Source organism: Streptomyces sp. A5-4 (assembly GCF_051131715.1).
Taxonomy (GTDB): domain Bacteria; phylum Actinomycetota; class Actinomycetes; order Streptomycetales; family Streptomycetaceae; genus Streptomyces.
Window position 1 is genome coordinate 5,298,905 of record NZ_CP178591.1, and the last position, 26,015, is coordinate 5,324,919.

Annotated in this window: 24 protein-coding genes; 16 read left to right on the forward strand and 8 right to left on the reverse strand. The window is 70.9% G+C overall.

From position 1 onward, the window contains the following. Positions 1-34: 34 nt before the first annotated feature. The gene (locus ACLLJJ_RS24775; protein WP_434595501.1) at positions 35-487 is read right to left on the reverse strand and encodes a MarR family winged helix-turn-helix transcriptional regulator; all 453 of its coding nucleotides are present in this window, start codon (positions 485-487) and stop codon (positions 35-37) included. Between the two features lie 73 nt (positions 488-560). After that, positions 561-986 carry a serine hydrolase gene (locus ACLLJJ_RS24780; protein ID WP_434595503.1) on the reverse strand — a complete coding sequence of 142 codons (426 nt, stop codon included), beginning with the start codon at positions 984-986 and terminating at the stop codon, positions 561-563. 354 nt (positions 987-1,340) lie between these two features. Between ACLLJJ_RS24780 and ACLLJJ_RS24785 the strand changes: the two genes are divergently transcribed. Together ACLLJJ_RS24785 and ACLLJJ_RS24790 are read left to right on the forward strand one after the other, a co-directional pair. Beyond that, a complete protein-coding gene (locus ACLLJJ_RS24785) occupies positions 1,341-2,918 on the forward strand; it encodes an oleate hydratase (RefSeq protein WP_434595505.1) in 1,578 nt (525 codons plus the stop codon). A 292-nt stretch (positions 2,919-3,210) separates the two neighbouring features. Then, positions 3,211-3,552, forward strand: coding sequence for a hypothetical protein (locus ACLLJJ_RS24790; RefSeq protein ID WP_434595507.1), 342 nt, complete (start codon positions 3,211-3,213; stop codon positions 3,550-3,552). A 365-nt stretch (positions 3,553-3,917) separates the two neighbouring features. Here the strand turns inward: ACLLJJ_RS24790 and ACLLJJ_RS24795 are convergent, their stop codons facing one another. Continuing rightward, positions 3,918-5,375 carry an alpha-2,8-polysialyltransferase family protein gene (locus tag ACLLJJ_RS24795; RefSeq protein ID WP_434595509.1) on the reverse strand — a complete coding sequence of 486 codons (1,458 nt, stop codon included), beginning with the start codon at positions 5,373-5,375 and terminating at the stop codon, positions 3,918-3,920. Continuing rightward, positions 5,375-6,355 (reverse strand): glycosyltransferase family 2 protein, encoded by a 981-nt coding sequence (locus ACLLJJ_RS24800; RefSeq protein WP_434595510.1) that lies wholly within the window; start codon positions 6,353-6,355, stop codon positions 5,375-5,377. Before ACLLJJ_RS24800 ends, ACLLJJ_RS24795 begins: the two co-directional genes overlap by 1 nt. A 187-nt stretch (positions 6,356-6,542) precedes the next feature. Between ACLLJJ_RS24800 and ACLLJJ_RS24805 the strand changes: the two genes are divergently transcribed. The 12 genes from ACLLJJ_RS24805 to ACLLJJ_RS24860 all read left to right on the forward strand — a co-directional run bounded on the left by ACLLJJ_RS24805 (position 6,543) and on the right by ACLLJJ_RS24860 (position 20,061). Beyond that, on the forward strand, positions 6,543-7,886 hold the full coding sequence (locus ACLLJJ_RS24805; protein ID WP_434595512.1) for a DUF6716 putative glycosyltransferase: 1,344 nt from the start codon (positions 6,543-6,545) through the stop codon (positions 7,884-7,886). Further along, complete coding sequence (locus tag ACLLJJ_RS24810; RefSeq protein WP_434595514.1) at positions 7,883-9,151, forward strand: cytidylyltransferase domain-containing protein; 1,269 nt, start codon at positions 7,883-7,885, stop codon at positions 9,149-9,151. Before ACLLJJ_RS24805 ends, ACLLJJ_RS24810 begins: the two co-directional genes overlap by 4 nt. Positions 9,152-9,163: 12 nt before the next feature. Next, a complete protein-coding gene (locus tag ACLLJJ_RS24815) occupies positions 9,164-10,090 on the forward strand; it encodes an N-acetylneuraminate synthase family protein (protein ID WP_434595516.1) in 927 nt (308 codons plus the stop codon). Between the two features lie 22 nt (positions 10,091-10,112). Next, on the forward strand, positions 10,113-11,153 hold the full coding sequence (locus ACLLJJ_RS24820) for a hypothetical protein (RefSeq protein ID WP_434595518.1): 1,041 nt from the start codon (positions 10,113-10,115) through the stop codon (positions 11,151-11,153). A 136-nt stretch (positions 11,154-11,289) separates the two neighbouring features. Continuing rightward, the gene (locus ACLLJJ_RS24825; RefSeq protein WP_434600511.1) at positions 11,290-12,585 is read left to right on the forward strand and encodes an amidohydrolase; all 1,296 of its coding nucleotides are present in this window, start codon (positions 11,290-11,292) and stop codon (positions 12,583-12,585) included. Between the two features lie 137 nt (positions 12,586-12,722). Beyond that, positions 12,723-13,769 (forward strand): BMP family lipoprotein, encoded by a 1,047-nt coding sequence (locus tag ACLLJJ_RS24830; RefSeq protein ID WP_434595519.1) that lies wholly within the window; start codon positions 12,723-12,725, stop codon positions 13,767-13,769. Positions 13,770-13,983: 214 nt separating this feature from the next. After that, positions 13,984-15,519, forward strand: a complete 1,536-nt coding sequence (locus ACLLJJ_RS24835) for an ABC transporter ATP-binding protein (protein ID WP_434595521.1) — start codon at positions 13,984-13,986, stop codon at positions 15,517-15,519. Beyond that, complete coding sequence (locus ACLLJJ_RS24840) at positions 15,516-16,631, forward strand: ABC transporter permease (RefSeq protein WP_434595523.1); 1,116 nt, start codon at positions 15,516-15,518, stop codon at positions 16,629-16,631. Before ACLLJJ_RS24835 ends, ACLLJJ_RS24840 begins: the two co-directional genes overlap by 4 nt. After that, positions 16,631-17,896: an ABC transporter permease gene (locus tag ACLLJJ_RS24845; protein ID WP_434595525.1), complete on the forward strand. Its 1,266-nt coding sequence runs from the start codon at positions 16,631-16,633 to the stop codon at positions 17,894-17,896. The genes ACLLJJ_RS24840 and ACLLJJ_RS24845 overlap by 1 nt, the downstream gene beginning before the upstream one ends. Next, positions 17,893-18,294: a cytidine deaminase gene (locus ACLLJJ_RS24850; RefSeq protein WP_434595527.1), complete on the forward strand. Its 402-nt coding sequence runs from the start codon at positions 17,893-17,895 to the stop codon at positions 18,292-18,294. Before ACLLJJ_RS24845 ends, ACLLJJ_RS24850 begins: the two co-directional genes overlap by 4 nt. 78 nt (positions 18,295-18,372) lie before the next feature. Beyond that, complete coding sequence (locus tag ACLLJJ_RS24855; RefSeq protein WP_434595529.1) at positions 18,373-19,650, forward strand: thymidine phosphorylase; 1,278 nt, start codon at positions 18,373-18,375, stop codon at positions 19,648-19,650. A gap of 96 nt (positions 19,651-19,746) precedes the next feature. Continuing rightward, complete coding sequence (locus ACLLJJ_RS24860) at positions 19,747-20,061, forward strand: STAS domain-containing protein (protein WP_434595531.1); 315 nt, start codon at positions 19,747-19,749, stop codon at positions 20,059-20,061. On the opposite strand, the gene ACLLJJ_RS24865 is transcribed toward ACLLJJ_RS24860, so the two are convergent. Together ACLLJJ_RS24865 and ACLLJJ_RS24870 are read right to left on the reverse strand one after the other, a co-directional pair. Next, positions 20,058-21,131, reverse strand: a complete 1,074-nt coding sequence (locus ACLLJJ_RS24865; RefSeq protein WP_434595532.1) for a sigma-70 family RNA polymerase sigma factor — start codon at positions 21,129-21,131, stop codon at positions 20,058-20,060. The genes ACLLJJ_RS24860 and ACLLJJ_RS24865 overlap by 4 nt on opposite strands. Before the next feature lie 187 nt (positions 21,132-21,318). Next, positions 21,319-22,626, reverse strand: a complete 1,308-nt coding sequence (locus ACLLJJ_RS24870) for an MFS transporter (RefSeq protein WP_434595534.1) — start codon at positions 22,624-22,626, stop codon at positions 21,319-21,321. A gap of 62 nt (positions 22,627-22,688) precedes the next feature. On the opposite strand from ACLLJJ_RS24870, the gene ACLLJJ_RS24875 reads away from it, so the two are divergent. Next, entirely contained in the window at positions 22,689-23,663 is a 975-nt protein-coding gene (locus ACLLJJ_RS24875; RefSeq protein WP_434595536.1) for a LysR family transcriptional regulator, read from the forward strand. Here ACLLJJ_RS24875 and ACLLJJ_RS24880 read toward each other — a convergent pair. Next, the gene (locus ACLLJJ_RS24880; protein ID WP_434595538.1) at positions 23,653-24,753 is read right to left on the reverse strand and encodes a calcium:proton antiporter; all 1,101 of its coding nucleotides are present in this window, start codon (positions 24,751-24,753) and stop codon (positions 23,653-23,655) included. The genes ACLLJJ_RS24875 and ACLLJJ_RS24880 overlap by 11 nt on opposite strands. Positions 24,754-24,854: 101 nt before the next feature. On the opposite strand from ACLLJJ_RS24880, the gene ACLLJJ_RS24885 reads away from it, so the two are divergent. Then, on the forward strand, positions 24,855-25,148 hold the full coding sequence (locus tag ACLLJJ_RS24885; RefSeq protein WP_434595540.1) for a hypothetical protein: 294 nt from the start codon (positions 24,855-24,857) through the stop codon (positions 25,146-25,148). An 86-nt stretch (positions 25,149-25,234) separates the two neighbouring features. Here ACLLJJ_RS24885 and ACLLJJ_RS24890 read toward each other — a convergent pair whose 3' ends face one another. Continuing rightward, complete coding sequence (locus tag ACLLJJ_RS24890; RefSeq protein WP_434595542.1) at positions 25,235-25,999, reverse strand: alpha/beta hydrolase; 765 nt, start codon at positions 25,997-25,999, stop codon at positions 25,235-25,237. Between the last annotated feature and the right edge of the window lie 16 nt (positions 26,000-26,015).

The following is a 26,015-nucleotide window of genomic DNA, read 5'->3' on the forward strand; positions in this document are numbered from 1 at the left end:
CCGGCCGGGGGCCACCCGGCGGGCCCGGGGCCGCTCAGTGGTGCCAGGCAGGCGCGCCCACGTTGTGGATCATGCGCTGGAGGACCTTGACCGCGCGCACGAACTCCTCGTCCGGGATGCCCGCGTGGACCTCCGCCCGCACCGCCTGCTGGCGTGCGGCGGCCCTGGCCCGGAGCGCGCGTCCCTCGGTGGTGATCCGCAGCAGCGGGCCGTCCTCCTGGACCAGGCCGCGGGAGGCGAGGGAACCGATGTCGTCGTCCAGCGTGGCGCCTTCCTCCAAGTAGCCCTGGAGGAAGGCGGAGAGCTCCGCGCGCGCCTGGCCGTCCGGGTGTTCGTCGAGTTGGTTCAGTACCCACCACTGGGGCTGGTTGAGTCCCAGCTCGCCGAGCGCGCCGCGAATGTGCGCGACCACCGCCCTGCCCGCGGTCGGGGCCCAGTAACCGATCGGCTGGCGTGCGAGTCCCGCGTCGTCATGTGTGTATTCCATACGGAGAAGGTAGAAGCTCAAGCCCGCTTGAGGTCAAGGGGTGACCGTCGATCCCTAGTGGCGTCGTCGGCCGTCAGTCCCGAGTGGCGTCGCGGACCATGCCGATGCAGGTCTCGGCGGTGCGGAAATCGGGGCTCAGCACGTTCTTGGGCAGCGCGAAAGCGACCCCGGTGGCGGTGTCGCCGTAGGTGAAGCTGCCACCCGCGCCGCCCATCCCGAACACCGTCGGACTGTCCCGCGGGTCGCCGCCGGGCAGCCCGACCGCGTACCCCAGCGCCCAGGTCGCGGGGTTGCCGAAGACCGCGTCGATCCCGGTGGCCGCGGGCGCCGTCGCCTCGCGCAGCCGCTGCGGGCCCAGCAGCCGTACGCCGTCGACCTCACCCAGGAGCGCCGCGTACATGCGGGCGATCGCGCGGGCCGACGTCGCGGCGCCCGCGGGGATTTCGGCCGCCAGGATGTCGGTGCGGCTGCCCAGCGCGGCGGTCGGCATCAGTGCCATCCGGGCGGCCCTGAACATCGGCAGGTCCGGACACGGTCTTCGAGACCGGCCTCACTGCGGTGGTCGCGGGGATCGCCCAAGTGATGCCGGCGCCGGACGGGCCGACGCCCTGACGGGCCGTCCGGGGCGCCCTGGACCGGGGTGTCCGACGGCCCTGATCACGCTCGTCGACCTCCGGCCGTAGCGCCCGACGACAGCGCGGGCGGCCGTCGATCGGCTGAACCAGTGACCTCATTACGTCTCCCGGGTGGCCCGCACGGCGACCGGGTACGGCTCCTGGCCACACCTCCCTGAGCGGCCCCGTACCGGTGATCCGTCCGGGATCCCCGTGTCGGACAAGGATTGAGGACGGCCATGGCGAAGGCATATCTGGTGGGCAGCGGCATCGCGTCGCTGTCGGCGGCGGCATTTCTGATCCGCGAGGGCGGGTTCGCGGGAAAGGACATCGTGATCCTGGAGGAGCAGGACCGCGAGGGCGGCAGCCTGGACGCGGCCGGCTCTCCGGAGACCGGGTACACGATGCGGGGCGGGCGGATGTTCGAGGCGCACTTCGACTGTACCTACGACCTGCTGTCCTCCATTCCCTCCCTGGACGACCCCACGAAGTCCGTCACCGAGGACACGTTCGCGTTCCACGAGGACTTCGCGTGGAACGACCACGCCCGGCTGGTGGACGCCGAGGGCAAGGTAATCGACGCGCACTCGATGACCTTCTCCGAACGCGACCGTCTGGAACTGGTCAAGTGCGTGGCCACCCCGGAGAAGCTGCTGGACGGCATGCGCATCTCGGACTGCTTCCACGAGGAGTTCTTCGGTACGAACTTCTGGGCGATGTGGTGCACCACGTTCGCGTTCGAGCCGTGGCACAGCGCGATCGAGTTCCGCCGCTACCTCAACCGCTTCGTGCACCTTTTCAAGACCTTCGACACGATGTCCGGCATCTACCGCACCAAGTTCAACCAGTTCGACTCGATCGTGCGCCCGCTATTGAAGTGGCTCACCGAGCAGGGCGTCACCCTGCGCCTGGGCACCCGCGTCACCGATCTGCGGCTGTCGCCCGGTGACGCGCTGACCGTGGAGGCGATCAAATGCGTCCGTGGCACAGGCGCGACGGAGACAGCGCAGGAGATCATCCTGGACGAGGGCGACCTGGTGATGGTGACCAACGGGTCGATGACCGCCAACTCGACCCTGGGCTCCACCGACACCGCCCCCGTGCCGGACAACACCACCTCCAGCGGCTCCTGGGAGCTGTGGGAGACCCTGGCGGCCAAGCGGCCGGGGCTGGGTGACCCGAAGGCCTTCGACTCCACCGTCGCGGACTCCACCTGGGAGTCGTTCACCGTCACGACCAAGGACCCGGTCTTCTTCGCGCTGATGGAGAAGTTCAGCGGCAGCGAGGCCGGCAAGGGCGGCCTGATCACCTTCAAGGACTCCAACTGGCTGCTCACCATCGTCCTCAACCATCAGCCCCACTTCCGTGAGCAGCCCGAAGACACCTTCGTCTGGTGGGGGTACGCCCTGTTCCCCGACAAGGAGGGCGACTTCGTACGCAAGCCGATGTCACAGTGCACCGGCCGCGAGATCCTGGACGAGGTCCTGCAGCACCTGCGCTTCGAGGAGCGCCCGCAGATCCTCGACGGATCGATCGTGATCCCGGCGATGATGCCGTACATCACCAGCCAGTTCCTGGTCCGCAAGGCCGGCGACCGCCCCCAGGTCGTCCCCGCGAAATCCACCAACCTGGCGTTCATCGGCCAGTACGCGGAGGTCCCCGACGACGTGGTCTTCACGGTCGAGTACTCGGTGCGCACGGCTTGGACCGCGGTGGCCGGGCTGCTCGGTCTCGACAGGCAGCCGCCTCCCGTCTTCAAGGGCGGTCACGATCCCAAGATCCTCGTCGAGGCCCTGCAGACGCTGCACCGGAACTGACGGAGGTCTGACGGACCTCCGGCGGGACCTCCGGCGGGACCTCCGGCGGGACGTCCGTCGGAAGGGCCGAAGGCCGGGCGGAGAGACCGGCCGGCCGCCGGTCACCGGAGCGGCCCGGTGCGAGAGGCCGACGAAAGCGGCCGGTACGGGTGGTGGTGTCGGCCGAACGGGTGAGGCGGGGGCGTTTCAGCGGTACTCCGCACAGAAAGCCGCAATCTTCGAGGCCACGGTGGGGCACCGAACGCTGTGCCCGACCAGCACTGCCAAGTGCCCGAATCGAAGGAACTTCACGATGCGTCTTCGTCACACCCTGGCCGCCGCGGCCGGCGCCGCCCTGCTGCTGGCCGTCCCCGGCTCCGCCTATGCCGCGGAGGGCGCGTTCTCGTACACGTACCTCGCCGATGACGGCTCCGGGCAGACCGGCGTTCTGATGTCCCCCGAGTCCGGGGGGTGCATCACGATTCCGGAGGCGGCCGTGGAGTACACCTCGGCGCCCGCCGAGGCACCCAGGAACCGGACCGATTCCTACGCCACCGCGTTCACCGGCGTGGACTGCTCCGGCGACGAGTTCACGATGCGGCCCGGCGGTGGCGCGAGCGAGCGCCTCAAGGTGCGGTCGGTCATCTTCTTCTGATGCGTGAGCCGGCGCCGCGACCACGCCACCGGAGCCACCGGGCGGGGCGCGGTCGGCGCCGGCACCGCCGCGGAACGCGACGGGCGGCGCCGGCAACTCGCCCAGCGGCTCAGGCCGATGGCGCCCCGGCAGCGTGAGGCAGCCGGCCCCGGTGGCCCCGGCTACTCGGGCCGGTCCCCTGCGCCCAGCAGATGGTGCAGCACGACGGCCTGACGCTGATCGGCGGTCAGTTCGCCCAGCGCCCCGACCAGCGTCACCCGGTCCGCCGACAGGCTGGGCAGATCGGCGGGCGGACCATGTCTGAAGTGGGCCTTACACGCTCCGGCGGCACCGGATGTTACGAACGACTTCGGAGGGTCACGCGCTCAGCCCAGCGCCACCCGCTTGAGGCGCCGGGCCCGGCGGGCCACGCCGCGCACCGTCGCGTTGCGCGGGATGAAGGCGAACTGCGCCGGCAGCGCGCCCGGCAGCGCGAGCATCGTCAGACGGCGGCGCTTGAAGTACCGGCGGGTGCGCGGGCCGAGGTGCCGGGCCAGGTAGGCCTCGGCGGCCGGCCGCAGGTCCGGGCGGATCTGCGGCTGCATCGCGAAGCCGACCGCCCGGAGCAGACCCGCCAGATCGGGTACATCCGCGGCCACATCCACCGGGACGCGCACGGGGGCCTCCGTGGCCACTTCCACCGGGACATCTGTGGGGGCCTGCGCACGTACATCCGCAGTCGCGTCTGCGGGGACGCGCAGGGGAGCGCCGGTCGCCGGCTCGGCGGGCCCGCTCTCCAGGTCCGGCACCAGGGCGTCGACGATCGTGACGGGGACGCGGTTGCTGTTCTGGTACGGCGCGAGGCGTTCCAGGAGTACGTCCGTACCGGTGCGCGCGACCGGGATCCCGTAGAACGTGCTCGCCGTGAGCAGCGCCGTGGAGAAGCAGCCGATCACCAGGGCCGGGCGGATCCGCTGGTAGAGCACCTCGGCCAGCAGCGGGCTGTCCAGGACGGTCAGCTCGACGCCGAGCGCCCGCGCCTCCCGCTCCAGCAGGCGCGACCAGCGGGCCGGGGCCGTGGGGTGCGGCTTGAAGACGACACGCCGGTGGCCTCGGGCGACCGCCCCGCGCAGCATCCGTACGTGCAGGTCCTCTTCCTCCTCCGGAGTGAGGATCGAGAGCGCGGACAGATACTGGCCCAGGAGCAGCGCCGCGTCGGACGGCAGTTCCGGATGCGCCGACGAGGCGTCCGGAGTGTCCGACACCTCCGCCAGCACCTTCAGGAAGGTGTCCGTCGGGACGAGCTCGGGCCGGACACCGAACTCGCCGAGCAGCAGCGGTTCGAGCCCCGGCACCAGGTCCAGGTGCAGCAGGCGCCGTACGCGCATCCCCACCAGCGGGTCGATCTTGTTGCGGGTCGGGCCGTAGCTCATCAGCCCGTCGGCGTACACGTCGATCGGCGCGTCCGTGAACAGCTGGGTCAGCGCCAGCGCCGGATTGACCTGGATGGACTCCACGGCCAGCTCGACCGTGTCGTCGCCCAGGTCCCACAGCAGGCGCAGGTGGCGCTCCCACAGGGGGACGTCGTCCGCGCGCGGCGCCCAGCCGCCCGGGTGGAAGGGGGCGATGGTCTCGTTCCAGGACAGCAGCCCGTCGAAGCGGTCGCGCAGCCGGTCGAAGCCGGGCATCTCGTCGAGCGACGGGGTCGTCTCGGGGGTCGTCGCGTTGTTGCTGACGAGCAGCAGCCTGCGGTCGGCCGGTCCGAAGCTGTCGCTGTCGATCGCGGCGGCGAGCGTCGCGGCGCCGTACAGCGTGGAGGCGAGGAAAATCCGCGTCGTGCCCATCAGGCCGCGGCCCCCGCACCGATGGAGGGGCGGCGGCGCAGCCGGCGCAGCCGCACGGAACGCTCCGCGTCCATCGAATCCAGCGCGTCCTTCAGAACGTCCTGCGGCATACGTCGCAACGCCGCCGCGCTCATCGTCCGCAATTTCCTTGCCACGGCCGGTTCGAACCTTTCGATACTTCCCAAGTGGTGGGAAATGATGGCGCAGTACGTGCGTACGGCTTTCGGGAGAAGCTGGTCCGCGTCCCTGTCCTTCGCCGTTTCTTCGACGACCTGATCGAAGGCGCGGATGAAATCGAGCTGGCGCACGTCGCCGATCTGGGTCAGCGAAGAAGCGACACCGCGTCGGTAGAAGATGCCCAGGGTGCTCAGGGTGGCGAAGGATTCCGCCTCCCGGTGCAGCCGCCAGATCCACGGCCGGTCCTCGGCCGTCCGCAGGCCGTCGGTGAAGTGCAGCAGCCCCCGGTCGGCGAGCCGCCGGTGGTACATGCCGGCCCACGCGAAGGCGTAGTCCACCGAGGTGGACCGGGTGGCGGGCAGGATGGCCTCGCGCGGCGACATGACGACGCCGCGCCGCCCCTGCGGGACGCGATGGACCGTGCGGGTACGCCCGGTGCACTGCACATGGTCGGTGCGGACGAAGTCGCAGCCCAGCTCCTCCATGGCGGTGAGCAGGCGCGGGTAGTGGCCGGGGGCCAGCCAGTCGTCGCCGTCGAGGAAGGTGAGGTACTCGCCGCGGGCGGCGTCCAGACCGGTGTTGCGGGCGGTGGCCAGACCGCCGTTGCGTTCGTGTCTGATCAGGACCGCCCCCGGAAGCTCCCGCTCCGCGCGCTGCAGGATCTCTGGGGTCCCGTCGGTCGAACAGTCGTCGACGAGAATGAATTCGAAGTCGTCGCGTGCGTTCGCACGGAGACTTCTCAGGGTGTCGGGCGCGTATGTCTGCACGTTGAAAAACGGCACGATGACGGAGAGCTTGACCACCCCCGCGACGGTAGGGCGTACTCCGGCATTCGTTGCGACGCCCGGAAAGATCGTGGGTGAACGACGAATGGCGGAATGGTTAACCGACCTGTTCCCCCGGCCCCGGCCCCGATCGTCGATGTGCTGTTAACCCTTTGTTGCGGCTGAGTTGGGCCGTGAATCTCCGGGCGTCCCTAGCTTATTCGTTGTGCCAGCAAGTACCAGCAAACCCCTACGGATCGCCGTGCTCGCCGATTCCGATACGCGATGGAAATGGGGCGCACTCACCGCGCACCGCATCGCACCGGACAGCGAACTCAGCGGATTCCTTCTGCGCGGCCGGGCCACCCCCACCCCCCGTCAGCTCGCCGAGGTCGGCGTGCCGGTGGACGGTGTGCGGGAGGTGACGGCCGCCGAATTCCTCGGCGAGATCGAGCACGAGTCGTACGACGTGGTCCTGCTCGCCCTGGTCGGCGGCGCGGTACAGGCCGTACTGCACGGCCTCGCGCGGCTGTGGCCGGTGGCGGCCGGGCGGCCCGTCGTCGTCACCGGTTATGTCGGTGTCGTCTACGAGAAGCTCGCCGACGGACTGCTGCTGCGCCACGGCGCGGACGTCGTCCTCGCCAACTCGCGTCACGACGCGGAGCGTTTCCGCGCGGTGTACGAAGGGGTGGGCGCCGACGCCTCGTGCGTGACGGAGGCCGCGCTGCCGTTCCTCGGCGGCGCACGCTACGAAGGCCCGGCGGCCGGCCCGACCACGGGCGCGGTCGCGGGTACCGGTTCGGACGCGGACCCCGCCACGGGCGTCGTCGTCTTCGCCGCCCAGCCCTCCGTACCGCAGTCCCGCGCCGACCGTACGTACCTGCTGCGCCGCCTCGTCCAGCACGCCAGGCTGCACCCGGCACGGGAAGTCGTGCTCAAGCTGCGCAGCAGGCCGGGCGAGCACACCACGCACATCGAGGAGCTGCCCTACCAGCGGCTCGCGGCCCGCATCGAAGGCGGCCCGCCCGCCAACTTCCACCTCGCGTACGGGCACATGGGGGAGGTGCTCGACCGCGCGGACCTCCTGGTGACGGTCAGCTCGACGGCCGCCCTGGAAGCCCTGCACCGGCGGATCCCGACCGCCGTCCTCACCGACCTGGGCGTACGCGAGGCCCTCGGCAACCACCACTTCCTCGGCTCCGGGTGCCTGGCCTCCTGGGAACAGCTCGACGCCGGCCACCGGCCGCGCGCCGACGAGGAGTGGCTCGCCCGGCAGGGAGTGGCTGCGGACGGCTCGTACGAAACGGCCTTCGACGCCGTACGCGAACGCGTCACCGGCCTCCTGGGGCAACCCGAACTACCGCCGCTCGCCCCCTACTACACCACCGTCACCGCGCCGGGCTACCTCCCCGGCGTCCTCGCCCGCCACCGTCTCGACGGGGTGCGGGAGGTCGAGGTCACGGGCGTGCGCCGAGTCGTGCGCGACGCCGTGCGGGAGGCCGCGCGCGGGGCGTACCGCCACGGGGTGCAGCGCGTGGCACCCGTCATCCGTCGCATGGGAGAACTATGAGCAGCCGGCCGCAGGCCACGCCCACGACCACACCCCGCACAACGACCGTGCGCCGCGTCCTCGCGGTGATTCCCGCCCGCGGCGGATCCAAGGGCGTACCGGCCAAGAACCTCGCAGCTGTGGGGGGCGCGCCGCTCGTCGCGCGCGCCGTCCGCGCCTGCCTGGGCGCCCGCCGGGTCACGGACGTCGTGGTCTCCACGGACGACGCGGCCATCGCCGCCGCGGCTCGCGGCGCGGGCGCCGAAGTGGTGCTGCGCCCCGCGGACATCGCCGGGGACACCGCGACGAGCGAGGCCGCCGTACTGCACGCCATGGACGCCCACGAGGCGCTGCACGGCGCGGCGGTGGACGTGGTGCTGCTGGTGCAGTGCACCAGCCCCTTCCTGACCCGCGAGGACATCGAGGGTGTCTGCACGGCCGTCCTGGACGAAGGGGCCGACACGGCGCACACGGTGGCCCCCTTCCACGGCTTCCTCTGGCGCGAGGGCGACCAGCAGGGCGAACAGGCCGCCGACGGCGTCAACCACGACAAGTCGTTCCGGCCCCGCAGGCAGGACCGCCCGCAGGACTTTCTGGAGACCGGCGCCGCGTACGCCATGGACGCCGCCGGATTCCGGCGGGCCGGGCACCGCTTCTTCGGCCGGACCGCTCTCGTACGCACCGACCCGGCCCGTGTCCTGGAGGTCGACGACCCGCACGACCTGGCACGCGCGCGTGCCCTCGCGCCGCTCCTCGACACGGCCACCACCACGCTTCCGACCCGCGAGGACATCGACGCGGTCGTACTCGACTTCGACGGCACCCAGACCGACGACCGGGTGCTGATCGACTCCGAAGGACGGGAGCTCGTCGCCGTGCACCGCGGCGACGGACTCGGCATCGCGGCCCTGCGCAAGGCGGGGCTCAAGCTGCTGATCCTGTCCACGGAACAGAACGCGGTCGTCGCCGCACGGGCGCGCAAGTTGCGCATCCCCGTGCTGCACGGCATCGACCGCAAGGACCTCGCGCTCAAGCAGTGGTGCGAGGAACAGGCCGTCGCCCCCGAGCGGGTGCTCTACGTCGGCAACGACGTCAACGACCTGCCCTGCTTCGGCCTCGCCGGCTGGCCCGTCGCGGTCGCCGACGCCCACGACACCGTCCGGGGCGCCGCGCGCGCCGTTACGACGATCCCCGGCGGAGAGGGCGCGATCCGTGAGATCGCCACCTGGATCCTCGGGCCTTCCCTCAACACGGATCACCCCGTCCCCAGCATCCCCACCAAGTAAGGAACGCCCCCCATGAGCTCCAACTCCCGTCTGCGCACCTTCGGTTCGAAGACCGCGGGCCCCGGCCACCCCGTCTACATCACGGGTGAGATCGGCATCAACCACAACGGCGACATCGAGAACGCCTTCGCGCTCATCGACGCCGCCGCCGAAGCCGGCTGCGACGCGGTCAAGTTCCAGAAGCGGACCCCGGAGATCTGCACCCCGCGCGACCAGTGGGACATCGAGCGCGACACCCCGTGGGGCCGGATGACGTACATCGACTACCGCCACCGCGTCGAGTTCGGCGAGGACGAGTACCGCGCCATCTCCGACCACTGCGCCAAGCGCGGCATCGACTGGTTCGCATCGCCGTGGGACACCGAGGCCGTCGCGTTCCTGGAGAAGTTCGACCTGCCGGCCCACAAGGTGGCCTCCGCTTCGCTCACCGACGACGAGCTGCTGCGCGCCCTGCGCGCCACCGGCCGCACCGTCATCCTCTCCACCGGTATGTCCACGCCGCGCCAGATCCGGCACGCCGTCGAGGTCCTGGGCAGCGACAACATCCTGATGTGCCACGCCACTTCGACGTACCCGGCGAAGGCCGAGGAGCTCAACCTGCGCGTCATCAACACCCTCCAGGCCGAGTACCCCAACGTCCCGATCGGCTACAGCGGCCACGAGACGGGCCTGCAGACCACCCTCGCCGCCGTCGCGCTGGGCGCCGCGTTCGTCGAGCGCCACATCACCCTGGACCGCGCCATGTGGGGCTCCGACCAGGCCGCGTCCGTCGAGCCCGGCGGTCTCACCCGACTCGTCCGCGACATCCGCACCATCGAGGCGTCCCTCGGCGACGGCGTCAAGAAGGTGTACGAGTCGGAGCTCGGCCCGATGAAGAAGCTCCGCCGCGTCGCGGGTGTCGTCGCCGAGGGCGCCGACCGCGAACCCGTAGCGGTCTGACGGAACGGCCGGTCACACCGTCGTGGACGCCGCCCCCGCCACGCTCGCCTTCGTGGAGAGCCCGGTCCAGCTCCTGAACGTCCTGGAGTGGGCCCACACCAAGACGCACGACCTCACCGTCGTCGTCCTGTCACCCACCGACCCCATGACCCGCGGCCAGCTGCGGCGCATGGCGGAGCTGGCCCGCGGCGACGGGATGCGGGTGCGGTGGGAGGAGGCGCGCGGCGGTCCGGGGGCGCCGTTCCACACCATCGGTGGGCTCGCGCCCGCCCTGCGCCGCGCCGAGCGGATCGTCATCGGCGACCCGTTCTCGCGGTACGTACAGCTGCTGCTGACCATCACCAGCGCCCGTGACCTGGTCGTCGTCGACGACGGCACGGCCACCATGGAGTTCATCTCGCAGCTCGCCCGCGGGGAGCGCCTGGTGCGCTGGCACCGGCGCGGCGGGCGCCCCGGGGCGCGCGACGTCCTCTTCGCGCCGGTGTCGGCCGCCGCGCGCCGCCGCCTCACGCCCTCGGCCACCCGCACGGTCGAGGTCTTCACCTCGATGCCCGTCGACACCGCCCCCGGCGTCACGGTCACCGCCAACGACTTCGCCTGGACCCGCGCCCGCTTCGGCCCGCCCCGCATCACCCGCGGCGCGGACCTCGTGGGCACCTCCCTGGTCGAGACGGGCGTCGTCGACCCCGACCAGTACGTCGCGGCCGTCATCTCGCTGGCCCGCGCGCACGGCGCGACCCGCTACTTCGCGCACCGCCGCGAGAGCTCCGGCAAGCTGCACCGGCTCGCCGTGGAGACCGGCCTCGAAATCGTCCGCCCCGATCTCCCGCTGGAGCTCATCGCACGCCGAGGGCCCATCGGACGTACGATCCTGAGCTTCCCGTCGACCGTCGTGCACACGCTGCCACTCGCACTCGCCGGTACGGACGTGAAGGTGGCCGTCTGCGACATCGACCCCGGCTGGCTCACGGCGCATGCCTCACCGCGCGCCCAGGGATTCCTGGCCGGGGTCACCGGCACCGCCCGTGACGTGCAGCGACTCCATTCCCTGCCCGCGACATAGCCACTGTCTTTACCCTCCTCGCCGAGAGGACATGCGCAGCGCGGCCAATTTTCTTTCCCCTATCGGGCTGAAGTTTTGTTGATCGATGGTTAGTTGGCCATTGAAGAGGCTTACCCTTCGACGGGTGAACCAGTTGATGTCCCGCGAGTCCGATGCCGATCTCCCCGGGGAAGCAGAACTGCCCGGCGTGCTGTCCGAGAGCCTGCGCGCCGAACTGATCGCCTTCCGCCGGGACCTGCACATGCACCCCGAGCTGGGCAACCAGGAGTTCCGCACCACCGCCGCGCTCAAGACCCGGCTGGAGCAGGCCGGTCTCGCGCCACGTGTGCTCTCCATCGGGACCGGGCTCATCTGTGACATCGGCATCAGCAGCGACATCCGCGCCACCGACAGTGACACCCGCGCTGTCGCCGCCAGCGACGACAGCGCCGCCCGGCCCTGGGACGGCGTGCGCCCGATGCTCGCCCTGCGCGCCGATATCGACGCGCTGCCCATCCCGGACACCAAGGCGGGCGTGTCGTACCGCTCGACCGTCCCGGACCGCGCGCACGCCTGCGGCCACGACATCCACACCACCGTGGTCCTCGGCGCCGGCCTGGTCCTCGCCGACCTGCACCGCCAGGGCCTGCTCCCGCACCCCGTACGGCTGATCTTCCAGCCCGCCGAGGAAGTGCTGCCCGGTGGCGCGTCCGACGCGATCGTCTCCGGTGTCCTGGACGGCGTGGGCCGGATCATCGCGGTGCACTGCGACCCCAAGGTCGACGCGGGCCGCATCGGTCTGCGCGCCGGCGCCATCACCTCGGCCTGCGACCGCCTTGAGGTCTCGCTGGACGGCCCCGGCGGGCACACCGCCCGCCCGCACCTCACCACCGACCTGGTCACCGCCGCCGCCAGGGTCGCCACCGACGTCCCGGCCCTGATCGCCCGGCGCGTCGACGCGCGCGCGGGGCTCGCGGTGACCTGGGGCCGCATCGAGGCCGGCCACGCCTGCAACGTCATCCCGCAGCGCGCCGAGCTCTCCGGGACCGTCCGCTGCCTGGATCTCAAGGCCTGGCGCGAGGCACCGGACCTGGTGCACGCCGCGATCGACGAGGTCGCGGCCCTGCACCGGGCCAAGTCGGAGATCAACTACATCCGGGGCGTCCCGCCCGTCGTCAACGACCTCGCCGTCACCGAGCTGCTGGCCTCGGCCATGACCGCGAGGCGCGGATCGTACGCGATCGAGGACACCGAGCAGAGCCTCGGCGGCGAGGACTTCTCCTGGTACCTGGAGCACGTTCCGGGCGCCATGGCCCGCCTCGGCGTCCGCACACCGGGAGACAGTTCCCGCCATGACCTGCATCGTGGCGATTTCGACGCCGATGAGGGGGCGATCGCGGTCGGAGTGGAGCTCTTCACGGCCGCCGCGCTGCTCGACGGCCACCGCGTGTAATCAGCCACGCCGCTTTCCGTTCACGACGATCCGATAACGGCTTCCGTAGGGGGCTTTATCTGACATCTACGCGCGTTACGATCGCCGCGAAACCAGCGCCGGCAGAGGCGCTTCGGTCATGTTGAAGGAGCCTTCCCGTGCGCCGGGTAACCAGGATTGCCACCGTGGCCATTGCGTCCACGGCCCTCGCATTCTCCGCCACCGCGTGTGGCGGCAAGTCGTCGTCGGACGCGTCCGACGACAAGGGCGCCAGCGCCGCCATCGCCTACGACATCGGCGGCAAGGGCGACCAGTCCTTCAATGACGCCGCTTTCGCCGGCCTGGAGAAGGCCAAGAAGGATTTCAAGATCAAGGGCGTGGACGCCGAGCCCGCCGAGGGCGAGGGCGACGCCGACAAGGTGCAGCGCCTCACCGAGCTGGCCCGTAACGGCAACAACCCGGTCATCGGCATCGGTTACGCCTACGCCCCGGCCATCAAGAAGGTCTCCGCGAAGTACCCGAAGACCACCTTCGGCATCGTCGACGACCTCTCGGTGACCGGCCCCAACGTCGCCAACCTGGTCTTCAACGAGGAGCAGGCGTCGTACATGGCGGGCGTCGCCGCCGCCAAGGCGACCAAGTCCAACACGGTCGGCTTCATCGGTGGCGTCGAGGTGCCGCTGATCAAGAAGTTCGAGGCGGGCTTCGTCCAGGGCGTCAAGGCCACCAACCCCAAGGTCAAGGTCCTCACCCAGTACCTGACCCAGCCGCCGAACAACGACGGCTTCTCCAAGCCCGACCTCGGCAAGGCCGCCGCGGAGGGCCAGCTCGACAAGGGCGCCGACGTGGTCTACCACGCCGCGGGCCAGGCGGGCGTGGGCGCCATCGAGGCCACGGCGAAGGCCGGCAAGTGGGCCATCGGTGTCGACTCCGACCAGTACCTGCAGAAGGGCCTGGTCACGTACAAGGACAAGATCCTGACGTCGGCCACCAAGGACGTCGCGGGCGCCGTCTACAACCTGATCAAGTCGGTCGAGGACGGCAAGCCGCAGACCGGTGAGGTCCGCTTCGGTCTCGACCAGGACGGTGTCGGTCTCTCCGACTCCAACCCGGCGTACAAGAAGATGACCGAGGTCACCGCCGCTGTGGAGAAGGCGAAGAAGGGCATTCTCGACAATTCGATCAAGGTCAAGACGACCCCGTAGTTCCGCGGGAGACCAGTGGGTCCGGGTCCGTGGGGGTGAACCCCCGCGGGCCCGGACCCGCACCCTGGATCAGATTCGCGATCAGTTCAACCATTCGGCAGTGCTACGCGTGTAGACCCCTGCCCGGCGCGATAGTTTCGCCCCTCCGCCCCGCCTCCGCCTCCAGCTCCTTCGCCAAGGAGAGTGCGTCATCAACGCGTCCAGCCCCCCTGCCGTGGAGCTCCACGGCATCACCAAGCGCTTCCCCGGCGTCGTCGCCAACCACGACATCGCCATCACCATCCGCAAGGGCACTGTCCACGCCCTCGTGGGGGAGAACGGGGCCGGCAAGTCGACCCTGATGAAGATCCTCTACGGCATGCAGAAGCCGGACGAGGGCACCATCACGATCGACGGCACCACGGTCACCTTCTCCAGCCCCGCCGACGCCATCGCGCGCGGCATCGGCATGGTGCACCAGCACTTCATGCTCGCCGACAACCTCACCGTCATGGAGAACATCGTTCTCGGCGGCGAGAAGCTGTACGGCATCGGGCCCAAGGCCCGTAAGAAGATCATGGAGATCTCCGACGCGTACCACCTGAACGTCCGCCCCGACGTTCTCGTCGAAGAGCTCGGTGTCGCCGACCGCCAGCGCGTGGAGATCCTCAAGGTCCTCTACCGCGGCGCCCGCACCCTGATCCTCGACGAGCCGACCGCGGTCCTGGTGCCGCAGGAGGTCGACGCGCTCTTCGACAACCTGCGCGAGCTCAAGTCCGAGGGCCTGACCGTCATCTTCATCTCGCACAAGCTGGGCGAAGTGCTGTCGGTCGCCGACGAGATCACCGTCATCCGCCGCGGCACGACCGTGGGCACCGCCGACCCGGCGCACACCACCACCAAGCAGCTCGCCGAGCTGATGGTCGGCAGTGAGCTGCCCTCGCCGGAGACCCGCGAGTCGACGGTCACCGACGTCCCGATGCTGCGCGTCGAGGACCTTCAGCTGAACGCGGTCGACCCCGACGGCGTCGTACGCGAGGTACTCGCCGGGATCTCCTTCACCATCCACAAGGGCGAAGTCCTCGGCATCGCGGGCGTCGAGGGCAACGGCCAGGCCGAGCTCGTCGAGGCCGTCATGGGCATGCGCGACCCGGACGGCGGTGTGATCACCCTCGACACCACCGACATCTCGCACGCCCCCACCCGCAAGCGCCGCGAGAGCGGCGTCGGGTACATCCCCGAGGACCGCCACCGGCACGGCCTGCTCCTTGAGGCCCCGCTGTGGGAGAACCGCATCCTCGGCCATGTCACCGAACGGCCCAACAGCAAGAACGGCTTCCTGGACCTCAAGGCGGCCCGCGAGGACACCGAGCGGATCGTGCGCGACTACGACGTCCGCACCCCGGGTATCGACGTCACGGCGGCGTCGCTGTCCGGCGGCAACCAGCAGAAGCTGATCGTCGGCCGCGAGATGAGCCACACCCCGAAGCTGCTGATCGCCGCACACCCCACGCGTGGTGTGGACGTCGGCGCGCAGGCGCAGATCTGGGACCAGATCCGCGAGGCCCGCCGCGAAGGCCTCGCGGTGCTGCTGATCTCCGCCGACCTGGACGAGCTGATCGGGCTCTCCGACACCCTGCGGGTGATGTACCGCGGCCGTCTCGTCGCGGACGCCGACCCCGCCACCATCACACCGGAACAGCTGGGCTCGGCCATGACAGGCGCCGCTTCCGGTCATCTGGAGCACGCCCCGGAGGACGAGGCCCGATGAAGAAATTCGACAAGGACCGGCTGATCCTGGGCTTCGCAGGCCCGGCGCTGGCCCTGGTGGTCGCCATCGTGCTGACCTCGGTGGTGCTGCTCGCCTCGGGCCGCGACCCGTTCGAGCCGTACAGCCTGATGATCGAGAACGCGTCGTACGTCGACGTCCAGGTCCTGATCATCAACCAGGCCGGCACGTACTACCTGGCGGCCCTGGCCGTCGCCGTCGGCTTCCGGATGAACCTGTTCAACATCGGCGTCGACGGGCAGTACCGCCTCGCCGCGATGATGGCGGCCCTCGTCGGCGCCGGCGTGGACCTGCCGGGACCGCTGCAGATCGCGCTGATCGTGATCGTCGCGATGCTGGTAGGTGCCTTCTGGGCCGGTATCGCGGGCATCCTCAAGACCACCCGCGGGGTGAGCGAGGTCGTCTCCACGATCATGCTCAACGCGATCGCGACCTCGCTGGTGGCCTGGCTGATCCTGCCCGACAACTTCGGCGTGCAGCTGGAGGGTTCCAACAACCTGACCACCGGTGAGATCCCGGAGTCCGGCTGGTTCCCCGGCCTGAGCCTGAGCCCCGAGGCGGGCGAGATCTACGGCTTCACCTTCGTCGCCGCCGCGTGCGGCATCGTCTACTGGTTCGTCCTCAACCGCACCCGCTTCGGCTTCGACCTGCGCGCCACCGGCGCCAGCGAGAGCGCGGCCCAGGCCAGTGGTGTGGACGCGAAGAAGATGATCCTCACCTCGATGCTGATCTCGGGCGGTGTCGCCGGACTCGCCGGCATGCCGACGCTCCTGGGCGACACCCACACGTACAGCCTGGACTTCCCCGCGGGCATCGGCTTCACCGGCATCACGATCGCCCTGCTCGGCCGCAACAACGCGGTCGGCATCGCGGCGAGCGCGCTGCTCATCGCCTTCCTCGACAAGTCGTCCAACTCCCTCGACCAGCACGGTTACGAGAAGGAGATCGCGACGATCATGCAGGGCCTGATCGTGATCTCGGTCGTCGTCTCGTACGAACTGGTCCGCCGCTACGGCCTGCGCCGCCAGCAACAGAAGGTCGGCGAGGAACTCGCCGCAGCCGCCCGTAAATCCCGTGAGGAGGTGGCGGCGTAATGACCACAAGTACTGTCTCGGCCGCCGCGAGCGCCGCTCCCAAGAAGGGCGTACGCCGCAAGCTGTCCTGGCCCGTCATCCTGCTGATCATCGCGGGCGGCATGGCCCTGGTCTCGCTGGTCCGCCTCATCAGCGGCGCCAACGACCTCACCTCGGTGGGCCAGGTGTCCGGTGCGCTCAAGCTCGCCATCCCGATCGGCCTGGCCGGTCTGGGCGGCCTGTGGGCCGAGCGCGCGGGCGTCGTCAACATCGGCCTCGAAGGCATGATGGTCCTCGGCACCTGGTTCGGCGCCTGGGCGGGCTTCCAGTGGGGCCCGTGGACCGGCGTCGCCTTCGGCATCCTCGGCGGCGCGATCGGCGGTCTGCTGCACGCCGTCATCACCGTCACCTTCGGGGTGAACCACATCGTCTCCGGTGTGGCCATCAACATCCTGGCCGTCGGCGTCACCCGCTACCTCTCGAACTTCACCTTCGCGAACAGCGACGGCGGCTCCTCCAAGCAGTCCCCGCGCATCGACCCGATCACCGAGATCACCATCCCAGGGCTCTCCGACGGGCTCGGTGATCTCCAGGACAAACACTGGTTCTTCGTCTCGGACATCGCGGGGGTGGTCGGCGGCCTGGTCACCGGCCTGTCCCTGCTCACCGTGGTCGCCCTGCTGATGATCCCGGGCACCTGGTGGATCCTCTGGCGCACGGCCTTCGGCCTGCGGCTGCGCTCCTGCGGTGAGAACCCGGTGGCCGCCGAGTCCCTCGGTGTGAACGTCTACAAGTACAAGTACATCGCCGTGACCGTCTCCGGCGGCCTGGCCGGACTCGGCGGCGCCTTCCTGGCCATTGTCGCGACGGGCATCTATCAGGAGGGCCAGACCGGCGGGCGCGGTTACATCGGTCTCGCCGCGATGATCTTCGGCAACTGGATGCCGGGCGGCATGGCCCTGGGCGCCGGGCTCTTCGGCTTCACCGACAGCCTCAAGCTGCGCGGCGGCGCGGAGAACGTGCACGCCGTACTGCTGCTGCTCGCGATCCTCCTGGTGCTCGTCGTGGCCTGGCACCTGTACCGGAAGAAGTACGTCGCCGCGGTGATCTCGGCGGCCGTCTCGGCGCTGCTGTTCACCTGGTACGCGCTGACCGACGAGGTCCCGAGCCAGATCGTCGACGCGACACCGTACGTCGCCACGCTGCTGGTCCTGGCCCTGTCCGCGCAACGCCTGCGGATGCCCAAGGCCAACGGCCTGGCCTACCGCAAGGGCCAGGGCAAATGACGGACGCCGCGGCCGAGGCCGACTGGGAGGCCCTGCACGGGGCGGCACGCGAGGCGATGTCCCGTGCGTACGCCCCGTACTCGGGCTTCCCGGTCGGCGCCGCGGCGCTCGTCGACGACGGCCGCACCGTCGCCGGCTGCAACGTCGAGAACGCGTCGTACGGCCTCTCGCTGTGCGCCGAGTGCGGCCTGGTCTCGCAGCTGCACGCCACCGGCGGCGGCAGGCTGACGCACTTCGTCTGCGTCGACGGCCACGGCGAGATCCTGATGCCGTGCGGTCGCTGCCGTCAGCTGCTGTACGAGTTCGGGGGCCCTGAACTGCTCCTGGAGACCTCGTCCGGCATCCGCACTCTCGCCGAGGTGCTGCCGGACGCCTTCGGCCCGCAGCACCTCGCGTGACCGCACAGCACCTCGTGTGATCCCGCAGCACCTCGTGCGACACCGCTCCTCACCACTTCTTTCTCCGTAGGGAACTCCATGGACGTCATCTCCGTCATCCGCACCAAGCGCGACCGGGGCGAGCTGAGCCCCGAGCAGATCGACTGGGTCATCGACGCGTACACCCGCGGCGAGGTCGCCGACGAGCAGATGTCGGCCCTGGCGATGGCGATCCTGCTCAACGGCATGAACCGCGTCGAGATCGCCCGCTGGACGGCGGCGATGATCGCCTCCGGCGAGCGCATGAACTTCGCCTCCCTCGCCCGCCCGACCGCGGACAAGCACTCCACCGGCGGCGTCGGCGACAAGATCACCCTGCCGCTGGCCCCGCTCGTCGCCGCCTGCGGCGCGGCCGTGCCCCAGCTGTCCGGACGCGGCCTCGGCCACACCGGCGGCACGCTCGACAAGCTGGAGTCCATCCCGGGCTGGCGGGCCCAGCTGTCCAACGAGGAAATGCTCAGCGTCCTCGACTCCACCGGCGCGGTCATCTGCGCGGCGGGCGACGGCCTCGCCCCGGCGGACAAGAAGCTCTACGCGCTGCGCGATGTCACCGGCACCGTCGAGGCGATCCCGCTGATCGCCTCCTCGATCATGTCCAAGAAGATCGCCGAGGGCACCGGCTCGCTCGTCCTGGACGTCAAGGTCGGCTCCGGCGCCTTCATGAAGACCATCGAGGACGCCCGCGAGCTGGCCGCCACGATGGTCGGCCTCGGCACCGACAGCGGTGTCCGTACGGTGGCGCTCCTCACCGACATGTCCACCCCGCTCGGCCTCACCGCAGGCAACGCACTCGAAGTGCGCGAATCCGTCGAGGTCCTGGCGGGCGGCGGCCCGTCCGACGTCGTCGAGCTCACCCTCGCCCTCGCCCGCGAAATGCTCGACGCGGCCGGCCTGAAGGACACCGACCCGGCGAAGGCGCTGGCCGACGGCTCCGCGATGGACGTCTGGCGCCGCATGATCGCGGCCCAGGGCGGCGACCCGGACGCGGCGCTGCCCGTCGCCCGCGAGCAGCACGTCGTCCACGCCTCGTCCTCGGGCCGCCTCACCACCCTGGACGCGTACGCGATCGGTGTCGCGGCCTGGCGGCTCGGTGCGGGCCGTGCGCGCAAGGAGGACCGGGTGCAGGCGGGCGCCGGCATCGAGCTGCACGCCAAGCCGGGGGACCGGATCACCGCGGGCCAGCGCCTGATGACGCTGCACACGGACACTCCGGAGAAGTTCGAGTACGCCCTGGAGGCGCTGGACGGTGGAGTCCTGACCGCGCCCGAGGACACCGAGTTCACCGCGCAGCCGATCGTCCTGGGCCGCATCGCCTGACGACCATGACGGTATGAGTGGCTGAGCGAAGGGGGCCTGCGGATCGCCGCAGGCCCCCTTTGTCGTGCGGTCGGCCGCGCGCATATGCGGGCAGCGATGAGTTCTGCCCGCGCCACAGGTCTCTTCCTTGTGGATGCCACCCAACCGATAGTCCTTGTCATCGCCGGCCGGGTCACCGCCGCCGATGTCCCCAGGCTGTGCGAGGAACTGCGCCTACTGCTGCACGGGTCGGACGCCAAGCAGGTGGACTGCGACGTGCGGGCCGTCGCCGAACCCGACCTGCACACCGTCGAGGTGCTGGCCCGCCTGCGCCTCGTCGCCCGCAGGCTGGGGTGCCGCATCAGGCTGCGACACCCACCACCCCAACTGAGCGCGCTCCTGCGCCTGGTGGGGCTCGGCGAGATCTTCTAGCCGGCCGACGGATCCCCCTCGATGGCAGACGCCCCGGTGGAGGGCGACTCCGTGGAGGGCGTCTCGATGAAGGACGTGCCCGCTCCGGACGCGTCGAGGTGCTCCGGCAGGTCGAACAGCGGGAACCACCGCTTCGTGTCGAGGAAGGAGGTGATCCCGGAGACCTTGCCGTCGACGATCTCGATGACCATGAGCGCCCACGGGTCGAAGCCGTCGCCCGACGGGCGCGGGTGGTAGTGGGCGAAGGCCGGAGTGCCGTTCGCCACGACCGGCACGAGGCGCGAGCCGCGGCAGACCTCGCCGACGCCCAGCATCCAGCCGACGATGTCGTCGTGGCCGCGCAGCCACAGGTCGTACGGGGGCATGGAGAGCGTGGCGTCCTCATGGAGGAGGGCGGTCAGCGCGGCCATGTCGTACCCCTCGAAGGCCGCGACGTACCGGTCGAGGAGCTTGCGCTGCTCCTCGTCCAGCGGATTCTCGGTGGCCGTGTCCTGCGTCCCGCCGTGCTCGGCGAGCGTGGCGCGGGCCCGCTGGAGGGCGCTGTTGACCGAAGCGACCGTCGTGTCCAGCAGCTCGGCCACCTCGCTCGCCTTCCAGGCGAGCACCTCCCGCAGGATCAGCACCGCCCGCTGCTTCGGCGGCAGGTGCTGGAGCGCGGCGACGAACGCGAGGCGGATCGACTCCCGCTTCACCGCCGTGTCCGCGGGGTCGGCGACCGAGGGCAGCACCCGGCCGTCCGGCACCGGCTCCAGCCAGGTGATCTCCGGACGCGAATTGAGCGCGGCCTGCGCCACCGGCGTCGCGGCTGTGAGGTCCATCGGGCGGGCCCGGCGATTGCCCGCGTTCAGCGAGTCCATGCAGACGTTCGTCGCGATGCGGTACAGCCAGGAGCGCAGCGACGACCGCCCCTCGAACTTGTCGATGCTGCGCCACGCCCGCACCAGCGTGTCCTGCACCGCGTCCTCGGCCTCGAAGGCCGAACCGAGCATCCGGTAGCAATAACCGGTCAGCTCCGTCCGGTGGTCCTCCAACCGGGAGTCGAGGTCCGTCGTCGCGGCAATGTCACTCATCGGGTCCGCCCCTGTCGCCCAAATCCGCCAGTACTCCAGCGATTTGGAACTTACCGCAGGGGACTGACAGTCACGCCCGTACGGCGAAAACACCGACCGGAAGCGGGCCCCCGCGAAGCGCCCGACAGCCCTGGACCGGGCCCCCGAAAGGCCCCGCGAGGCTCCGTACGAGCCCCGGCCGACCCGCTCAGCGCTGCCCGGCGGCGGCCGGCACACCGCGCTGCCCGATCCGGCGCCCCTCGCGCAGTTCGGCCCGCGCGACCCGGGTCCCGTACAGCGTGATCGACACGACCCCGAGCACGGCCACCAGGCCGAGGAGCACGGTCGCCGCCCAGCCCCCGGCGTGGAACGCCACCGCGCCCAGCGTGCCGCCCGCGCTGCTGCCCAGGTAGTACGCCGACTGGTAGAGCGCCGAGGCCTGCGCGCGGCCCGTCTTCGCGGTACGGCTCACTGAGGAGGACGCCACCGCGTGCCCCGCGAAGAAGCCCGCCGTGATCAGGACCAGGCCGATCAGCACCGAGGCCAGCGTGTCGGCCAGCGAGAGCAGCAGTCCGGCGGCGGTGGTGCCGACCGCCAGGTACAGCGCACCCCGTCGTCCGGTGCGGGCGACCAGCCGGCCGGCCGCGGCGGAGGAGACCGTACCGACCAGGTAGACCAGGAAGATCGAGCCGATCACGCCCTGCGGCAGGTTGAACGGGGCGGCCACCAGCCGGTAGCCGATCACCGTGTAGACCGCGCCGAACACGGTCATGAACAGCGCGCCGATCGCGTACAGCCGCACCAGCAGCGGATCGGCGAGATGGCCGCGCACGGTCTTGGCCAGTGCCCGCGGGTTCAGCGAACCCCGGGTGAAGTGACGTGCCTTCGGCAGCATCAGCCGGAACACCATGGCGCACAGCAGCGCCATCACACCGACGGCGGCGAGCCCGGCCCGCCACCCCCAGGCCTGCGCGGCCCAGCCACTGACGATCCGGCCGCTCATGCCGCCGATCGAGTTCCCCGCGACGAACAGGCCGATCGCGGCCACCAGCGCCCTCGGCCGGATCTCCTCCGCCAGATACGCCATCGCCGAGGCCGGCAGCCCGGCGAGCGCCGCACCCTGCACGGCGCGCAGCGCGACCAGCCACTCGATGGAGGGGGCGAACGGCACAAGGAGCCCGACCGCGACCGCCACCACCAGCGACACCGTCATCAGCGTGCGCCGCCCGAACCGCTCGGACAGGGCGCTCAGCGGCAGGACGAACAGCGCGAGCGCGCCGGTGGCCGCGGACACCGTCCAACTGGCCTGCCCCGCCGTCACGCCGAAGTCGGCGGAGATCGCGGGCAGCAGAGCCTGGGTGGAGTAGAGGAGGGCGAAGGTCGCCATTCCGGCGGCGAAGAGCGCGAAGCTCATGCGGCGGTAGCCGGGGGACGAGGGGGCGAGACGGGAGTCGGTGTCAATGACGGTGTCGGCGTCCACGCGGCTGGTGGACGCCTTGGTACTGGCGGAAGGCATGTGACGAACGTAGACACGGCCGCTTCATGCGTCCAATGCACAAACTCGCGATAATCAATCCCATGGCGCATAAACCGAGCTCACAGCCCCGGCTGTCACCCAGTGGTTACGAAGAAGACATCCAGCAGGTACTCGCCCCGCGCCTCGCGTACTTCGCCGCGGTCGCCCGCCACGAGCACGTCACACGCGCCGCGCACGAACTGGCCGTGCCCCAGTCGACGCTGTCGCGCGCCATGGTCAGGCTGGAGGAGGACCTGGGAGTCGCCCTGTTCGCGCGCAAGGGCCGCACGGTCTCGCTCACCCCGGCGGGCCGCACCTTCCTCAGCACGGTCGAGCGCGCGCTGGCCGAGGTCGAGCGGGCCGCCGACTCGGTACGGGCCGACGCCGACCCGGCCACCGGCAAGGTCGCCTTCGGCTTCCTGCACACCATGGGCTCCGAGACCGTACCCGGCCTGATCAGGGCCTTTCGCGTCGACCATCCGCGCGTACGGTTCCAACTCGTCCAGAACTACGGCGAAGCCATGATCGAGCGGCTGCGCGCGGGCGACCTGGACCTCTGCCTGACCTCCCCGATCCCCACCGCACCCGACCTGGTGGCCCGCCGCCTCGACGAGCAGCGGCTGCGCCTGGTCGTCCCGGACGATCACCGGCTGGCCGGCCGCAAGCGGGTGCGGCTCGCGGAGGCGGCCGACGAGACCTTCGTGACCCTCGAACCGGGCTACGGCCTGCGCCGGATCACCGACGACCTGTGCGCCGAAGCGGGCTTCCGGCCGAAGGTCGCGTTCGAGGGGGAGGAGGCGGAGACCCTGCGCGGCCTGGTCGCGGCCGGCCTCGGCGTCGCCCTGCTGCCACCGCCCGCGGTGGCCAGACCCGGCGTCGTCGAACTCACCGTCACGGCCCCGCGCGCGGTGCGTGAGATCGGCGTCGCCTGGCTGGACGGCCACCCGGACACGCCCCCGGTGGCGGCGTTCAAACGCTTCCTGCTGTCACGCCGGGGCCGTCTGCTGCCCGGGGTGGCCGAGGGGGTCACGGGTTGACGGCGAGCACCAGGTACGCGGCGAACAGCGACAGATGCACGCCGCCCTGGAGCGGGGTGGCCCGTCCCGGCACGATGGTCAGCGTGCCGACGGCCACGGTGAGTGTCAGCAGGACCATGTGGGTCGCGCCGAGCCCGAGCAGTAGCGGCCCGTTCATCCAGATGGACGCGATGGCCACCGCGGGGATCGTCAGCCCGATGCTGGCCACGGCCGAGCCGAGCGCCAGGTTCAGGCTGGTCTGCACCCGGTCGCGGCGGGCGGCCCGTACGGCGGCGATCGACTCGGGCAGCAGGACGAGCAGCGCGATGACGACGCCCACGACCGCGGCGGGCATCCCGGCGGCCTCGACCCCGGACTCGATGGTCGGGGACACGCCCTTCGCCAGGCCCACCACCGCGACCAGGGAGATCGCCAACAGCCCGAGACTGATCCGCGAGACGCGCCGCGACGGCGGGTCCGCGTGCTCCTCCCCGTCGATCACCTTGCCCTGGGTGGTCACCGGCAGGAAGTAGTCGCGGTGCCGCCAGGTCTGGGTCATCACGAACAGCCCGTACAGCACCACGGCGGCGACGGCGGCGAAGATGAGCTGGGTGGGGGTGAACTCCGGCCCCGGCGTGCTGGTGGTGAACGTCGGCAGCGCCAGGCTCAGCCCCGCCAGCGTCGCCACGGTCGCGAACGCCGCGCCCGTCCCCTCCGCGTTGAACACCGCCACCTTCCGCTTCAGCGAGCCGACCAGCAGCGAGACGCCGACAATGCCGTTGCAGGTGATCATCACGGCGGCGAACACGGTGTCGCGGGCGAGCGAGCTGCTCTTGTCGCCGCCGTCGGCCATGAGGGTGACGATCAGCGCGACCTCGATGATCGTCACGGCCACCGCGAGGACGAGCGAACCGAAGGGTTCACCCACCCGGTGGGCCACCACCTCGGCGTGATGCACGGCGGCGAGTACCGCCCCGGCGAGGAAGCACGCGAGGAGCGCGACCACGGGCCCCGGCAGCGACCGGCCCCAGGCGAAGACCAGGAGTACGACGGCCAGTACGGGAAGGGCGGTCGCCCAGTGCTTGACGCAGATGCGGACCAGACGGCTCATGCTCCCGACCCTGACAGATCCGGCCCGGACAGGGGGCTGCGGCGCGCTCGCGTCGTGCTGTGGGCGGGCGCGGGTGCGGCGGCGGCGCTAGCGTCGTCCCCATGTCAGCAACGGATCCCAGGCCGCGTCCCGGCCCACCCCCCCACCCCCGCGCCTACACGGTGGAGCTCAAGCCCCGCACGGCGGACGAGGAAGGCCACACCGACCACGGAGCCACCCTGCGCGTCGCGGCGGTGGTGGCGACCGGGAAGTGGGGCGCGAGCGGCTATCCGCGCTACGAGGGCGACGGCGTCCAGGCGGAGATCGATCCCCGCACCCGGACGGTGGAAGCGGTCACGGTCGACGGCGAGGAACTGCCGTACGGCTGGATGGCGGAGGTGGCCCAGGACGCGTGACGGCCGCCTGCGGCGGGGTTGCTCCCCGCCCCACCTCTTCCCGCGGCCGGGGCGGAACAGCGCCGCAGGCAACCCGCACCCCGCCCCTACGCCCGCGACGACCGCCCGAACCCGGCCGCGAGCGGCATCCGCAGTCCCAGCGGCGGCGGCGCGGCCAACGCGTCGGCGACCGGTCGCGCGTACGCCCGTGAGAAGAGCGCCCCCAGCACGAAGTCGACCGCGAGCGCCACGACTTCCCCCCGGTACTGCCGAAGCGCGTGCCCGTCCGAGTGCACCTCGAAGCGACACGTGTCCCGGTTGGCCTTCTTGGCCCGCTCGGCCAGCCGGTAGGACAGCTCTGGATCGGTACGTTCGTCATTCGTGCCGTGCACGATCAGCACATGCCGCCCCACCAGCTGCTTCACCGGCTCGGGCACCGCCGCCACATCGTCCTCGGGCAGCCAAGGGGCCACCGCGAGCACGGAGTTGACCGCCGGATGGCCCGCGGCGTGCAACGCGGCCCGGCCCCCCATGTCGATGCCGGCCAGGCAGACGGGCACGTCGCCGTACCGCCGTACGACCTCGTCCGCCGCCCACTCCGCGTCCGCGGCGAGCTGCGCCTCGGTCCCGTTCCACCCGCGCCCCCGGTAGCGCACGACGTGCGAGACCAGGCCCTCCGAGCGGCCGGCCTCCGCGAGTCTGCGCGCGAGCGGGCGCGCGACGGCGTGCGAGAAGGGGGAGGGACCGCGGGCCGAAACGGGCTCGCCCGCGGGCAGTAACAGGACCGCACCACTGACCGTCTGCCCGTTCCCGACGGGTCCGAAGGCCCGGCCCAACCGGGCTCCGGAGGCAGGAATCGCTTGCTGTGCCATGACAGAACAGTGTCAG